14 protein-coding genes and 1 pseudogene are annotated in these 14,724 nt (G+C 69.2%); 13 read left to right on the top strand and 2 right to left on the bottom strand.

Annotated features, from left to right (window positions below):
* Positions 1 to 83: 83 nt before the first annotated feature.
* Positions 84 to 308, top strand: a complete 225-nt coding sequence (locus tag A0130_15260; GenBank protein ID ANF32834.1) for a hypothetical protein — start codon at positions 84 to 86, stop codon at positions 306 to 308.
* A gap of 9 nt (positions 309 to 317) precedes the next feature.
* Here A0130_15260 and A0130_15265 read toward each other — a convergent pair whose 3' ends face one another.
* Positions 318 to 1,454 (bottom strand): mannose-1-phosphate guanylyltransferase, encoded by a 1,137-nt coding sequence (locus tag A0130_15265; GenBank protein ANF32835.1) that lies wholly within the window; start codon positions 1,452 to 1,454, stop codon positions 318 to 320.
* A 74-nt stretch (positions 1,455 to 1,528) separates the two neighbouring features.
* Here A0130_15265 and A0130_15270 point away from each other — a divergent pair, with 74 nt between their 5' ends.
* The 11 genes from A0130_15270 to A0130_15320 all read left to right on the top strand — a co-directional run bounded on the left by A0130_15270 (position 1,529) and on the right by A0130_15320 (position 13,184).
* Positions 1,529 to 2,698, top strand: coding sequence for a glycosyl transferase (locus A0130_15270; protein ID ANF32836.1), 1,170 nt, complete (start codon positions 1,529 to 1,531; stop codon positions 2,696 to 2,698).
* A gap of 66 nt (positions 2,699 to 2,764) precedes the next feature.
* Positions 2,765 to 3,898, top strand: a complete 1,134-nt coding sequence (locus A0130_15275) for a transporter (GenBank protein ID ANF32837.1) — start codon at positions 2,765 to 2,767, stop codon at positions 3,896 to 3,898.
* A 181-nt stretch (positions 3,899 to 4,079) separates the two neighbouring features.
* Positions 4,080 to 5,159 (top strand): hypothetical protein, encoded by a 1,080-nt coding sequence (locus A0130_15280; GenBank protein ANF32838.1) that lies wholly within the window; start codon positions 4,080 to 4,082, stop codon positions 5,157 to 5,159.
* Positions 5,160 to 5,352: 193 nt separating this feature from the next.
* Positions 5,353 to 6,873, top strand: coding sequence for a heme ABC transporter ATP-binding protein (locus A0130_15285; GenBank protein ID ANF32839.1), 1,521 nt, complete (start codon positions 5,353 to 5,355; stop codon positions 6,871 to 6,873).
* Positions 6,870 to 8,156 (top strand): ABC transporter permease, encoded by a 1,287-nt coding sequence (locus A0130_15290; protein ID ANF32840.1) that lies wholly within the window; start codon positions 6,870 to 6,872, stop codon positions 8,154 to 8,156. Before A0130_15285 ends, A0130_15290 begins: the two co-directional genes overlap by 4 nt.
* Entirely contained in the window at positions 8,153 to 9,442 is a 1,290-nt protein-coding gene (locus A0130_15295; protein ANF32841.1) for an ABC transporter permease, read from the top strand. The genes A0130_15290 and A0130_15295 overlap by 4 nt, the downstream gene beginning before the upstream one ends.
* Positions 9,439 to 9,873: a cytidine deaminase gene (locus tag A0130_15300; GenBank protein ANF32842.1), complete on the top strand. Its 435-nt coding sequence runs from the start codon at positions 9,439 to 9,441 to the stop codon at positions 9,871 to 9,873. The genes A0130_15295 and A0130_15300 overlap by 4 nt, the downstream gene beginning before the upstream one ends.
* Before the next feature lie 14 nt (positions 9,874 to 9,887).
* A complete protein-coding gene (locus A0130_15305; protein ID ANF32843.1) occupies positions 9,888 to 11,195 on the top strand; it encodes a thymidine phosphorylase in 1,308 nt (435 codons plus the stop codon).
* 115 nt (positions 11,196 to 11,310) lie between these two features.
* A complete protein-coding gene (locus tag A0130_15310) occupies positions 11,311 to 12,429 on the top strand; it encodes an adenosine deaminase (GenBank protein ANF32844.1) in 1,119 nt (372 codons plus the stop codon).
* A gap of 24 nt (positions 12,430 to 12,453) precedes the next feature.
* Positions 12,454 to 12,915 (top strand): PTS ascorbate transporter subunit IIA, encoded by a 462-nt coding sequence (locus A0130_15315; GenBank protein ANF32845.1) that lies wholly within the window; start codon positions 12,454 to 12,456, stop codon positions 12,913 to 12,915.
* The gene (locus A0130_15320; protein ID ANF32846.1) at positions 12,912 to 13,184 is read left to right on the top strand and encodes a PTS ascorbate transporter subunit IIB; all 273 of its coding nucleotides are present in this window, start codon (positions 12,912 to 12,914) and stop codon (positions 13,182 to 13,184) included. Before A0130_15315 ends, A0130_15320 begins: the two co-directional genes overlap by 4 nt.
* On the opposite strand, the gene A0130_15325 is transcribed toward A0130_15320, so the two are convergent.
* On the bottom strand, positions 13,181 to 13,483 hold the full coding sequence (locus A0130_15325; GenBank protein ID ANF32847.1) for a transcriptional regulator: 303 nt from the start codon (positions 13,481 to 13,483) through the stop codon (positions 13,181 to 13,183). The two genes, A0130_15320 and A0130_15325, sit on opposite strands and share 4 nt — an antisense overlap.
* A 52-nt stretch (positions 13,484 to 13,535) precedes the next feature.
* Here A0130_15325 and A0130_15330 point away from each other — a divergent pair.
* A pseudogene (locus A0130_15330) lies at positions 13,536 to 14,722 on the top strand (hypothetical protein).
* Positions 14,723 to 14,724 lie beyond the last annotated feature (2 nt).

The following is a 14,724-nucleotide window of genomic DNA, read 5'->3' on the forward strand; positions in this document are numbered from 1 at the left end:
GCCTCTTAGGGTGTCCTCAGTTATCTCGATGTCGAGATAACCCGCTCTCGACGGGGCGGGACGCGCGGCGTACCGTCCACCGCATGACACAGGACGAACCGATCATGCACGGGAGCACCGAGGCCACGGACGAGTCGAAAGTCGCCGGCATCGTGGAGCAGGTGCGCGCCGATGCCCAGCTCCGCCCTCAGGAGGACGCCGAGCGGCTGTTGCGTCAGCGCTTCGACGAGGCCGGGCTGCAGGTCTCGGACGAGGAGATCTCGCGGCACGCCCACGGCATCCAGAACGGGCCGTCTGTCGTCGACTGACGCCCCCGGCTAGAGGACGTCCGTCGACCCGGTGATCTTCAGCGCGTCCACCACCGACTTCACCCGCTGCGCGTTCTCGCTCGTGGTGACCAGCAGCGCGTCCGGCGTGTCGACGACGACGATGTCCTTCACGCCGATCAGGCTGATGACGCGCCCGCTCTGGCTGACCACGATGCCGCTCGACGCGTCCGACAGCACGCGGGCGTTCTCGCCGAGGATCGCGAGGTCCGACTTGCGGCCGCCGGAGTTGAGCTTGGCGAGCGAGGCGAAGTCGCCGACGTCGTCCCAGTCGAAGTAGCCGGGGATGACCGCGAGACGTCCGGCCGCCGCGGCGGGCTCGGCGACCGTGTAGTCGATCGCGATCTTCTCGAGCTCGGGCCAGATCCGGTCGACGGCGGGGCCGCGGGTCGCCGGGTCGTCCCAGGCCTCGGCAAGCTCGATCAGCCCCTCCAGGAGGCGCGGCTTGTTGCGGCCGATCTCCTCCAGCAGGCGGTCCGCGCGGGCGATGAACATGCTCGCGTTCCAGAGATAGTCGCCGCTCTCGAGGTAGCGCTCAGCCGTCTCGAGGTCCGGCTTCTCCTTGAACGAGTCGACGGTCAGCGCGCTCGGCGCTCCCTCCACCTCGAGCCGGTCGCCGTAGTGGATGTAGCCGAACCCGACCGCCGGCTCGGTGGGGCGGATGCCCACCGTGGTGATGTAGCCCGCCTGTGCCGCGGCCACGGCCTCGCGCACCGCCGCCTGGAACAGGGGGAGGTTGTGGATGACATGGTCGGCCGCGAAGGAGCCGATGATCACGCCGGGCTCGCGGCGCTCGAGGATCGCGGCGGCCAGCCCGATCGCCGCGGTGGAGTCGCGCGGCTCGGACTCGAGCACGACGTTCGGGTCGGCCAGCCTCGGGAGCTGCTGCTCGACGGCGGCCCGGTGGGCGCGTCCCGTCACGACCATGATGCGCTGCTCGCCGGAGAGCGGCACGAGCCGGTCCCAGGTGTCGCGGAGCAGCGTCTGGCCGGAGCCGGTGAGGTCGTGGAGGAACTTCGGCGCGTCCGCCCGCGACAGCGGCCACAGCCGCGAGCCGATGCCTCCGGCTGGGATCACGCTGTAGAAGCGCTCGATGGGCGGGCCCTGGGTGATCCTGCGCGGCGTCATGCCGAAAGGATACCGAGCGGTCCCGGACACCGGCCGTTCACGGCCGCGACACCGGCCGCTCCTAGCGTCGAGTCATGCGGGTCGCGGTCGTCAGTGAGAGCTTCCTCCCCACGGTCAACGGGGTCACGACGAGTGTGCTGCGGGTGCTGGACCACCTCGCGGCCGAAGGACACGAGGCCATCGTGATCTGCCCGGACGCGGGGGCGCCGGCCGAGTACGCGGGGTTCCGCATCCATCAGGTGCCGTCGATCGCCTACCGGCAGTTCCCGGTCGGGCTGCCGAGCCCGCAGGTGCAGCGCATCCTGTCCGGATTCGGGCCGGACGTCCTCCACGCGGCCTCTCCCTTCTTCCTGGGAGCGCAGGCGATCGCCGCCGCCAACCGGCTCGGGGTCCCGTCCGTCGCGATCTACCAGACGGACGTCGCCGGCTTCGCCCGGCGCAATGGCCTCGGGATGACGGCGGCCATCGCCTGGAAGTACGTGCGGTGGGTGCACGAGGGCGCCGACCTGACGCTCGCGCCGTCGGCCGCGAGCGAGTACGACCTCCGGACCGCGGGCGTCGGTCGCCTGGGCCGGTGGGGGCGCGGCGTCGACCTGGAGCGCTACCACCCCAATAAAAGGAGAACGGCGTCGGCGGTCGCGCTCCGCGAACGGCTGTCGCCGGACGGCGAGACCGTCGTCGGCTACGTCGGCCGCATCGCGCCGGAGAAGCAGGTCGAGCGGCTGCGGGCGCTGCGGGGCGTCGGGGGCGTCTCCGTCGCGATCGTGGGCGACGGTCCGGCACGGGAGACGGTCGCTCGCGAACTGCGCGGGGTGAACGTGCACTGGCTGGGCAGGCTCGGCGGCGAGGACCTCGCCGCCGCCTACGCCGCGTTCAACCTGTTCGTCCACACCGGCTCCGAGGAGACCTTCGGTCAGACGGTCCAGGAGGCCCACGCCTCCGGGCTCCCCGTGGTGGCCCCGCGCGCGGGCGGCCCGATCGACCTCGTCGAACACGGGGTCGACGGCCTGCTCTTCCCTCCTTCCGACGACCGCGCGTTGCGGGCGGCCGTCTCGATGCTCGTGCGGGACGGCGCCCTGCGGAGGCGCATGGGGGAGGCCGGCCGCCGCGCGGTGCTCGGCCGCAGCTGGGATGTCGTGTGCCGCGAGCTCACCGGCCACTACGAGCGGGTCATCGTGGACGCGGTCACCGCGGCCGCCGCGAGCGGCGTACAGCCTTCGACGGGGTCGCGAGCGTACAGTTAGGTGGCCCATCCGGGCCGTCCACCGTCGCTTGCGACGTCCGCTCCTGGAGCACCCTGGAGGTGACCGATGGCCAACCAGAATCGACGCGGCATCCCGATGCCCTTCGTGACGCGCACCCGCCGGGTCGAGCCTCCGTCTCCCCGGGTGGTGCAGGCGCCGCAGGAGCCCGCACCCGGGCGCCGCAGCATGGTCGACAGCGCGATCTACGCGAACGGCGTGCGCGTCGCGTCGCCGACGACGCTGGCAGAGACGTACGCCGCGCTCGACCGGACTCCCGGTGGCGTCGCGTGGATCGGCCTCTACCGGCCGACCGAGCAGGAGCTGATGTCGCTGTCGGAGGAGTTCGAGCTCCACCCGCTGGCCATCGAGGACGCCATCGTCGCCCATCAGCGCCCGAAGCTGGAGCGGTACGACACCGTGCTGTTCGTCGTGCTCAAGGCGGCCAACTACCTCGACGTGCCCGAGGAAGTCGACTTCGGCGAGCTGCACCTCTTCGTCGGCCCCAACTTCGTCATCACGGTCCGACACAGCGAGTCGCCCGACCTCTCGCATGTCCGGCAGCGGATGGAGGGCGAGCCCGAGCTGCTCGCGCTCGGTCCGCAGGCCATCCTCTACGCGATCATCGATGCGGTGGTGGATGCGTACAGCCCGGTCGTCGCCGGTCTCGCCAACGACATCGACGAGATCGAGACGCAGGTGTTCGGCGGGGACGCGCTGGTCTCCCGACGCATCTACGAGTTGTCGCGCGAGGTGATCGACTTCCAGCGGGCGACGCATCCGCTCTCCGCCGTGATGCTCGCGCTCGAGCGCGGCTCCGCGAAGTACGGCGTCACCCAGGAGCTGGAGCGCCGCCTGCGCGACGTCGCCGACCACCTCACGCAGGTGAACGAGCGCGTCGACGGGTTCCGCTACCTGCTGCGCGACATCCTGACCGTCAACTCCACGCTCGTCTCCGAACGCCAGAACGAGGAGATGACGCGGCTGGCGCACTCCAGCAACCGGCAGGGAGAAGAGGTCAAGAAGATCTCGTCGTGGGCGGCCATCCTGTTCGCGCCGACGCTGATCGCCGGCATCTACGGAATGAACTTCACCCACATGCCCGAGCTCGAGTGGCCGCTCGGGTACCCGCTGGCGGTGATCGCGATGGTCGGGTTGAGCGGCCTGCTGTACGGCATCTTCAAGAAGCGCGGCTGGCTCTGATCCACCCCTCCCCGAACGGGTGACAGTGTGCTCGAATGAGCGCGTGCCAATCGCGTGAGCGTTTGTAACGCTTGCATGAAGAAGCCGGATTTTCGAACGGAGCGGTTCGTCACATTCGGTAACGTGAACCGCACAAGCCTGCGAGCACCCGCACAGGCTTACGCATCTTGGAGGAACAACCTTGTCAATCACAGCCCGAAAGGCCGGTCTCCTCGGCCTCGCGGCGGTCGGCGTCATGTCGCTGCTCGCCGCCTGCTCGGCTGCTCCGTCGGACAACTCGACCGGTGCCGCGAAGAGCGACTTCCTGCCCTGCATGGTCTCCGACTCCGGTGGATTCGACGACCACTCGTTCAACCAGCTCGGCTACGAGGGTCTGCAGCAGGCCGCGAAGTCGCTCAACGTCACGCCGAAGTCGGCCGAGTCGAAGAGCGAGAACGACTTCGCCCCGAACATCCAGAGCATGGTCGACGCGAACTGCAACCTCGTCGTCACCGTCGGCTTCCTGCTGAAGGACGCCACCGAGAAGGCCGCGAAGGCCAACCCCGACGTGAACTTCGCGATCATCGACGACAACGAGATCCAGGCGAAGAACGTCAAGCCGATCATCTTCGACACCGCCCAGGCCGCGTTCCTCGCGGGTTACGCGGCGGCGAGCTACTCGAAGACCGGCATCGTCGGCACCTTCGGCGGCATGCAGATCCCGACCGTCACCATCTTCATGGACGGCTTCGCCGACGGCGTGAAGTACTTCAACGACCAGAAGGGCAAGTCGGTCAAGGTCGTCGGCTGGGACGTCGACAAGCAGAACGGCTCCTTCACCGGCGGCTTCGACGCCAACGAGACCGCGAAGAACACGGCTCAGGGCATCCTCGACCAGAACGCCGACGTCATCATGCCGGTCGGCGGCCCGATCTACCAGTCGGCCGCGCAGGCGATCAAGGACTCCGGCAAGCCGATCGCGATGATCGGTGTCGACGCCGACGTCTACGAGTCCGACCCGACCGTGAAGGACCTGCTCCTCACCTCGGTCATGAAGGGCATGAAGCCGGCGACCAACGACGTCGTCACCCAGGCCGCCAAGGGCAAGTTCGACAGCACCCCGTACGTGGGCACGCTGAAGAACGACGGTGTCGGCATCGCGCCGTTCCACGACTTCGAGTCGAAGGTCGACTCGGGTCTGCAGGGTGAGCTAGACAAGATCAAGGCCGGCATCATCGACGGCTCGATCAAGGTCACCTCGCCTTCGTCGCCGAAGCAGTAATCAGCGACAGAACGCTCGACGGGGAGGTCAGCCACGGCTGGCCTCCCTGTTGCGTTCCGCTCTTGTCATCGCTGCTCATCTGCGCACACACTGACAAATGTGCAAGCAGGTATCGTGAAGAGGCGCGTCGAGGCCACCAGCCGTTCCGCGCTGTCTTCGCTCACGGGCGAGTAGAGAAGGAAACCCACCCGAAATGAAGCTCGAACTCCGCGGCATCACCAAACGGTTCGGTGCCCTGGTCGCGAACGACCACATCGACCTCACCGTAGAACCCGGCGAGATCCACTGTCTGCTCGGCGAGAACGGCGCAGGCAAGTCCACTCTGATGAACGTGCTCTACGGCTTCTATCAGGCCGACGAGGGCGAGATCCTGCTGGACGACGTCGTCCAGCACTTCTCCGGCCCCGGCGACGCCATGAAGGCCGGCATCGGCATGGTCCACCAGCACTTCATGCTCATCCCCGTCTTCACCGTCGCCGAGAACGTCATGCTCGGCCACGAGCAGACGAAGTTCGGCGGTCGTCTCGACCTCAATGCCGCTCGCGCGAAGGTGCGCGAGATCTCGGCGCGGTTCGGCTTCGACGTCGACCCGGACGCGCTGGTCGAAGACCTGCCGGTCGGTGTCCAGCAGCGGGTCGAGATCATCAAGGCGCTGTCGCAGGATGCCAAGGTCCTCGTCTTCGACGAGCCGACCGCCGTGCTGACCCCGCAGGAGACCGACGAGCTGATGGCGATCATGCGCCAGCTCAAGGAGCAGGGCACGGCGATCATCTTCATCACGCACAAGCTCCGCGAGGTGCGCGAGGTCGCCGACCGCATCACCGTCATCCGCCTCGGCAAGGTGATCGGCGAGGCCGAGCCCACCGCGACCAACGCCGAGATGGCGTCGATGATGGTCGGTCGCGCGGTGTCGCTGACCGTCTCGAAGGAGCCGGCGACGCCCGGCGGCCCGGCGCTCGTGGTCAAGGACCTGTCGGTGATCGACCAGATCGGCCAGATCGTCGTCAACAACGTGAGCTTCGAGGTCCGCGCGGGAGAGATCCTCGCGATCGCGGGGGTGCAGGGCAACGGGCAGACCGAGCTGACCGAGGCGATCATCGGCCTCCAGCCGCGTGTCCAGGGCGAGATCCTGCTCGACGGCACGCCCATCCAGGGTCACAGCGTCCGCAAGGTGCTCGACGCCGGCGTCGGCTTCGTGCCGGAGGACCGCAACGAGGACGGCCTGGTCGGCGAGTTCACCATCCAGGAGAACCTGATGCTCGACCGCTCGACCGGCGATCCCTTCGTCAAGGGCGGCAACATCCAGTTCTCCTATCTCAAGGACTTCGCCGAGGAGAAGGTGCGCGAGTTCGACGTGCGCACCCAGTCCATCGACACCAAGGTAGGCCGGCTGTCGGGCGGAAACGCGCAGAAGGTCGTCCTCGCCCGCGAGCTCAGCCGCGAGCTGCGGCTGTTCGTCGCGGCGCAGCCCACCCGCGGCCTCGACGTCGGATCGATCGAGTTCGTCCACAAGCGCATCGTCGAGACCCGGGATGCGGGCGTGCCCGTCATCGTCGTCTCGACCGAGCTCGACGAGGTCGCCGCGCTCGCGGACCGCATCGCCGTGATGTACCGCGGCGGCATCGTAGGAATCGTGCCGGGGAACACGTCTCGCGACGTCCTCGGCCTCATGATGGCCGGCGAGACGCCGGAGCAGGCAGGAGCAGCAGCATGACCGGGACCGACACGGCGCCGGCCCAGCCCGTGAACCCGCAGACGCCGGCCCCCGCGCCCGCCGGCGACAAGGACGACTCGCGCTGGAACCAGGCGATCCGCGACATCATGGGCGGCCCGGTGATCATCTCGATCCTGGCCGTCGTGCTGGCGCTGATCGTCGGCGCGATCCTCATCGCGATCACCGACCCCGGTGTGCAGCGCGCAGCCGGATACTTCTTCGCCCGCCCGGGCGACACGTTCTCGGCGATCTGGACCTCGGTGTCGAACGCCTACGTCTCGATGTTCCAGGGCGCGATCTACAACTTCCGCCGCCCGTCGTTCGCGGCCGGCATCCGTCCGCTGACCGAGACGCTGACGTTCGCCACCCCGCTGATCGTCAGCGGCCTCGGTGTCGCGCTGGCGTTCCGCGTCGGCCTGTTCAACATCGGTGCGCAGGGCCAGATCCTCATCGCCGCGGCGGCGTCCGCGTGGGTCGGGTTCTCGTTCAACCTGCCGCCCGTGATCCACCTGGTGCTCGCGGTCGTCGCGGGCATCGTCGGCGGCGCGATCTGGGCCGGTATCGTCGGAGCGCTGAAGGCGCGGACCGGTGCCCACGAGGTGATCGTCACGATCATGCTCAACTACATCGCGTTCTATCTGATCGCCTACATGCTGCGCACCCAGGGACTGCTCCAGGCGCCGGGCTCGAACAACCCGAAGGCGCCGGCGGTCAAGGCGAATGCGATCTTCCCGCCGCTGTTCGGCGAGCAGTACAACCTGACCTGGGCGTTCGTCGTCGTCATCGCCGCGACCGTCTTCGTCTGGTGGCTGATCAACCGCTCCAGCCTCGGCTTCCGCTTCCGCGCCGTCGGCGAGAACCCGAATGCAGCACGGGTCGCGGGTATCAACGTCAAGAACATCTACCTGTACGCGATGCTCATCGCCGGTGGCCTCGTCGGCATCGCCGGCGCCAGCCAGGCGCTCGGTGTGTTCCCGCAAGGCATCAGCTCGGGCGTGGATGCGGGCATCGGCTTCGACGCCATCACCGTCGCCCTGCTGGGCCGGTCGCGGCCGTGGGGCGTGTTCATCGCCGGTCTGCTGTTCGGTGCGCTCAAGGCCGGCGGCTACACCATCCAGGCCGCCAACGACATCCCGATCGACATCATCCTCATCCTGCAGTCGCTGATCGTGCTGTTCGTCGCGGCGCCGCCGCTGGTGCGCGCGATCTTCCGTCTCCCGACCCCGGGGAGCGCGCCCCGGAGACCGCGTCCCATCGTCACGAAGGAGGTGGAGGCCAAGTGAGCACCACCGCCCCCGTCGTCCCCGACTCCTCGCCGATCGTCCTCGAGAAGGCGGAGATCCGCTCCTGGAAGGCGCCGATCGCGCTCGCGGTCTTCGTCGTGATCAGCCTGGTGCTGTTCTTCGGCTTCGCCCGTCACGGCCAGAGCACCTTCCGGTTCTCCGAGAAGTCGGACGCGATCCGGATCGCCAACCTCACCGTCGACACGTTCGCGACCACCGTGATCGTCACGATCCTGCTCGTCATCCTGACGGCGCTGAGCGCCTGGTACTCGTACCGCGCGCAGAAGACGCCGATCTGGCTGGTCATCGTCTTCGCCCTGCTGTTCATGTTCGGCTTCCTCGCCTGGGCCGGATCGGGCGAGCTGCCCGTCCCGGTCACCGGCCTGCTGCTCGGAACGATCAGCCTCTCGGTGCCGCTCGTCTTCGGCGCCCTGGGCGGTGTGATCTCCGAGCGCGGCGGCGTGGTCAACGTCGCCATCGAGGGTCAGCTCCTCGCCGGCGCCTTCGTCTCGGCCATGACCGCGACGCTCACCGGCAGCTGGGTGGTCGGCCTGCTGGCCGCGCTCGTCGCGGGCGTGCTCGTCTCGTTCGTGCTCGCCGCCTTCTCGATCAAGTACCTGGTCGACCAGGTCATCGTCGGCGTCGTGCTGAACGTGCTCGTCACCGGCCTCACGAGCTTCCTGTACTCCCAGGTGCTCGCGGGCAACCCGCAGCTGCTCAACCACCCGCCGCGCCTGCCGGAGTGGCCGATCCCGGTGCTCAGCGAGATCCCGATCATCGGCCCGGTGCTGTTCCGCCAGACGATCATCGAGTACCTCATGTACATCGCGGTCTTCGCCGTGTGGTTCGGCCTCTTCAAGACCCGCTGGGGCCTCCGCCTCCGCTCGGTCGGCGAGCACCCGGAGGCCGCGGACACCGTGGGCATCAACGTCAACAGCACGAGGTTCTGGAACGTCTCGCTCGCGGGCGCCGTGGCCGGCCTCGGCGGCGCGTACTTCACGCTGGGCTCGGTGGGCGCGTTCTCGAAGGAGATGACCGCAGGCCAGGGCTTCATCGCCCTCGCGGCCGTCATCTTCGGACGCTGGGACCCGATCCGTGCGACCCTCGCGGCCCTGCTGTTCGGCTTCGCGTCGAACCTGCAGAACGTGCTCGGCATCATCGGCTCGCCGGTCCCGAGCGAGTTCATGCTGATGCTGCCCTACGTCGTCACGATCTTCGCGGTCGCCGGCCTCGTCGGCCTTTCGCGGGCCCCGGCCGCCGACGGAAAGCCGTACATCAAATCATGACCGACCTCCCGAACGCCGACTCCATCGACTGGGAGGCCCTGCGCGCCGCCGCGACCGACGCGATGCACCGCGCCTACGCCCCCTACTCGAACTTCCCGGTGGGAGCGGCCGCGCTCGTCGACGACGGACGCATCGTCAGCGGCTGCAACGTCGAGAACGCCAGCTACGGCGTGACGCTCTGTGCGGAATGCGGACTCGTGTCGTCGCTCGCGATGACCGGCGGCGGCCACCTCGTCGCCTTCACCTGCGTCGACGGCGACGGCGCGACGCTCATGCCGTGCGGCCGCTGCCGACAGCTGCTCTACGAGCACTCGGCCGAGGGGATGCTGCTGGAGACCGTCTCCGGCATCCGGACCATCGACCAGGTGCTGCCCGACGCGTTCGGGCCGCGCCAGCTCGCCGCCTACGCGGCCGAGCACGAGAACGACTGAACAGGAACACCTTCGTGAGCGACCTTGCAGGAGAGGTCGAGGCGTTCGACGCCGTCGACCTGATCAGGACCAAGCGCGACCGCGGCGAGCTCAGCACCGCCGAGATCGACTGGCTGGTGGACGCGTACACGCGCGGCTACGTCGGCGATGAGCAGATGTCGGCGATGACCATGGCGATCTTCCTCAACGGGATGACGCGCCGTGAGATCAAGGACCTCACGCTCGCGATGATCGCGTCGGGCGAGCGGATGGACTTCTCCGGCCTCGGCAAGCCGACCGCCGACAAGCACTCCACCGGCGGCGTGGGCGACAAGATCACCCTGCCGCTGATGCCGCTGGTCGCGACCTTCGGCGTCGCGGTGCCGCAGCTCTCCGGCCGCGGACTCGGCCACACCGGCGGCACGCTGGACAAGCTGGAGAGCATCCCGGGCTGGCGCGCGAGCCTCAGCAACGCGGAGATGTTCGCCCAGCTCCAGAACGAGGGCGGCGTCATCTGCGCCGCCGGTTCGGGCCTGGCGCCGGCGGACGGCAAGCTCTACGCGCTGCGCGACATCACAGGGACGGTCGAGGCCATCCCGCTGATCGCATCCTCGATCATGTCGAAGAAGATCGCCGAGGGGACGAGCGCGCTCGTCCTCGACGTGAAGTTCGGCTCGGGCGCGTTCCTCAAGGACATCGAGCGGTCCCGCGAGCTCGCCCGCACGATGGTCGAGCTGGGCCGGGACGCGGGGGTCGCCACCTCCGCGCTGCTGACGGACATGAACGTCCCCCTGGGCCTCACCATCGGCAATGCGAACGAGGTCCGTGAGTCGGTCGAGGTCCTCGCCGGCGGGGGGCCGGCCGACATCGTCGAGCTGACCGTCGCGCTGGCACGCGAGATGCTGACTCTCGCCGGACGTCCGGACGAGGACGTCGAGGCGGCGCTCAAGGATGGCCGCGCGATGGACAAGTGGCGCGAGGTCATCCGAGCGCAGGGCGGCGACCCCGACGCCCCGCTGCCGGTCGCCACGGACACGCACACGGTCGTGGCGGACGAGGACGGCATCCTGGTCGAGCAGCAGGCCCTGCCGTTCGGCATCGCCGCGTGGCGCCTCGGCGCCGGCCGCGCCCGCAAGCAGGACCCGGTGCAGCACGCAGCGGGCATCGACCTGCACGCGAAGCCCGGCGACACCGTCCGCAAGGGCCAGCCGCTGTTCACCCTCTCGGCCGACGAGCCCGCCCGCTTCGAGCGCGCGCTCGAGGCGCTGGAGGGCGCCTACCGCATCGCGCCGACGGGCACCGCGTTCGAGCGCGGCCCGCTGATCGCCGACCGCATCGCCTAACCTTGTCCAACGCATCCCGTTAGTAAAGGTTAGGTCGCGATCCTTTACTAAGGGGCCGCCGAGCGGGCGGGAAGGCGGCAGACGCCGCCCCGACCGCCCCGGTAGGGTTGAACTCATGAGCGACGCCTGGAACGAGTACGCGCTGGCCGACGGCACCGAGATCCGTCCGCTGCCCAAGGTCTCCCTGCACGACCACCTCGACGGCGGCCTCCGGCCGGCGACGGTGCTGGAGCTGGGCGCCGAGATCGGCCTGGAGCTGCCGGCGCAGGATGCGACCGAGCTCGGCCGCTGGTTCGCCGAGAAGTCGAACTCGGGCTCCCTGGTCGAGTACCTGAAGACATTCGACCTGACCACCGCTGTGATGCAGACCCGCGAGGGTCTCAGCCGCGTCGCCCGCGAGTTCGTCCAGGACCTCGGCGACGACGGCGTCGTGTACGGCGAGATCCGCTGGGCGCCCGAGCAGCACCTCAGCCGCGGACTGACTCTCGACGAGACCGTCGAGGCCGTTCAGGAGGGCGTCGAGCAGGGCATTCAGGACGTCCGGAACGCCGGTGGGCGCATCCGGGTCGGCCAGCTGGTCACGGCCATGCGGCACAACGACCGCGGGCTGGAGATCGCCGAGCTCGCCGTCCGCCACCGCGACCGCGGCGTGGTCGGCTTCGACATCGCCGGTCCCGAGGCGGGCTTCCCGCCCTCGAACCACCGCGCGGCGTTCGACTACCTGGCCGCTCAGTTCTTCCCCGCCACCGTGCACGCGGGCGAGGCGGACGGCCTCGACAGCATCCGGAGCGCGCTGCTCGACGGGCGCGCCCTGCGTCTCGGCCACGGCGTGCGCCTGGCGGAGGACATCACGATCGAGCGCCAGGACGACGAGAACACCTACGTCACGCTCGGCAACCTGTCCCAGTGGGTGAAGGACCGCGAGATCGCGCTCGAGACGAGCCCGACCTCCAACCTGCAGACCGGTGCCATCGCGGCCTGGGGCGACGACATCCTCGACCACCCGTTCGACCTGCTCTACCAGCTGGGCTTCAGGGTCACCGTGAACACCGACAACCGCCTGATGAGCGGCACCACGCTGACGCGCGAGATGAGCATCCTGGCCGACGCCTTCGCCTACGACCGCACCGACCTGGAGATCTTCCAGCTCAACGCCGCGGCCGGCGCCTTCCTCCCGCTCGAGGAGCGTGAGGAACTGGCCGAGATCATCACAGCAGGTTTCGAGGGTTCGTAGACCCCCGGGCGCTACTGTAGAAATATGTCACTGCCACCGCTGCCTGATTCCGCCATCACCGTCGGCGCGCACGCTGACGACTGGCGTCAGGCGGTCGAGCTGGCCGGTGAGGCACTGGCCCGCTCGGGAGCGACGGAGCAGGGCTACGCGCAGCGGATGATCCAGGTGATCGAGGAGTTCGGCGCCTACATCGTGATCGCGCCCGGTCTCGCACTGGCGCACGCGCGCCCCGGGCCCGACGTGAACACTGACGGCCTGTCGGTCGTCACCCTCGACGACCCGGTCGTCTTCGGTCACCCGCACAACGACCCGGTGTCGGTCGTGCTCGGGCTCGCGGTCTCGACGCCCGAGGCGCACGTGACGAGCGTCGCCGAGCTGGCGAATGTCTTCAACGACCCGGAGGCGATCCCGGCGCTGGCCGCGGCGACCGACGTGGCCGACGTGCAGCGCATCCTCACGCTGAGCGAAGAAGAGGCGTCGCGGTGAAGATCGTCGCGATCTGCGGCGTGGGAGTCGGCACCTCCGGCATCCTGAAGGTGAACGCCGAGCGCGTGCTCGACCGGCTCGGGATCGACGCCGACGTGACCGCGTCCGACGCGGCCCACATCGGCGAGGCGGCGGCGGATGCGCAGGTCGTGCTCACCTCGCCGGAGCTGGTGGACCGCATCGGAAAGACCAATGCCGACGTCATCGTCGTGCACAACTACTTCGACCTCGAAGAACTCGAGCAGAAGCTCGACGAAGCCCTCGGCTAACCGCGCAGCAGCGCCTCGATCAGGCCGGGGAACCGCTGGTCGAGCTCGTCCCTGCGCAGCTGGATCTCGTGCGTCCGGCCGCTGACGATGGTGCGGGTGACGCCGCCCTCGCGCAGCGTCTTGAAGTGGTGCGCCATGGTCGACTTCTGCACGTCGACACCCCACTCGGTGAGCGTCTTGGGGTGCGGCCTGCCGTCGGCCAGGACACGGACGATCTGGAGCCGGATGGGGTCGCCGACCGCACGCAGGACGTCGACGAGCTGCACGTCCTGGATGTCGGGGCTGGGGTAGTCGGTCATGCTCACCACAAATTGTTTGACAACCATCGAACAATAGTCGTACCGTAACGGTATGACGTTCGTCGAACAATCCTACCGCAAGACCCTCCCGGCCTTGCTCGTGCTCGCTCTGGGCCTCTTCGCCGTCGGCACGAACGCGTTCGTGATCGCCGGGCTGCTGCCGCGCGTCGCCGCCGGTCTGGGCGCCACCGCGACGCAGGTCAGCTGGTCGATCACCAGCTACTCGCTCGTCGTCGCCGTCGCCGCCCCCGCGGTCTCCATCCTTCTCCCGCGCGTCCCGCGGGCCACCCTCATGGCCGCAGGGCTCGGGATCTTCGCCCTCGGCACCGCCGTCTCCGCGCTGGCGCCCGACCTCGGGGTCTTCATCGCCGGCCGCACCTTCTCCGGCCTCGGGGAGCGGCCCTCGTCCCGACGGCGACCGCGGCCGCCGCATCCCTCGCCCGTCCGGAGAAGCGCGGGCAGGCGCTCGCCATCGTCGGCGCCGGCTTCACCCTCGCGACGGCCGTCGGCTCACCGCTCGGCACCGCGCTGGGCGGTATGGCGGGCTGGCGCTTCGCACTGTGGTGCATCGTCGGCATCGCCGCCGTTCTCGTGGTCGCCATCCCGCTGGTGGTACGGGATGTGCCCGTTCCGCCGGCGGTGACGCTCAAGCGCCGGCTCGCCCCGCTGGCCGACCTGCGCATCGTCGCACCGCTCGGGACGACCCTGCTCATGATCGCCGGGTTCAACATCGTGTACATCTTCTCGGCGGCGGTGACCCACGCGTCCACCGGAGGGTCGGGGACGCTGCTCGCGGTGCTGCTGCTGGCATACGGCGTCGCCGGGGTCGCGGGGAATGCGATCGCCGGACCGCTCACCGACCGCTTCGGCAGCCGTCCGGTCGCGCTGATCGCGCTCGGCGCCCAGGCGCTCACGCTCGTCGTGCTGGCGTTCTCCGAGGCGTCGTTTGCGGCGACCATCGTCGTCTTCGCGGTCTGGGGCGTCGCGGCCTTCGCGATCGCGATCCCGGTGCAGCATCGGCTCGTTCACGTCGAACCGGGCAGCGCCGCGCTCGCCCTGTCGTGGTACTCGACCGCGATGTACGTCGGCATCGCCGTCGCGCCGCCGATCGGGACGCTGGCGCTGGCCGCCGGGGGAGCGGTGGCGGTCCCGCTCGCCGGCGCGGTCGTCACGGTCGCGGCGCTCCCGGTGTTCCTGCTCGGATACCTCGCGCGCACGCCGCGCACCGTGACGGCCTGAGC

The sequence above is a fragment of the Leifsonia xyli genome (assembly GCA_001647635.1).
In the GTDB taxonomy this organism is placed as follows: domain Bacteria; phylum Actinomycetota; class Actinomycetes; order Actinomycetales; family Microbacteriaceae; genus Leifsonia; species Leifsonia xyli_A.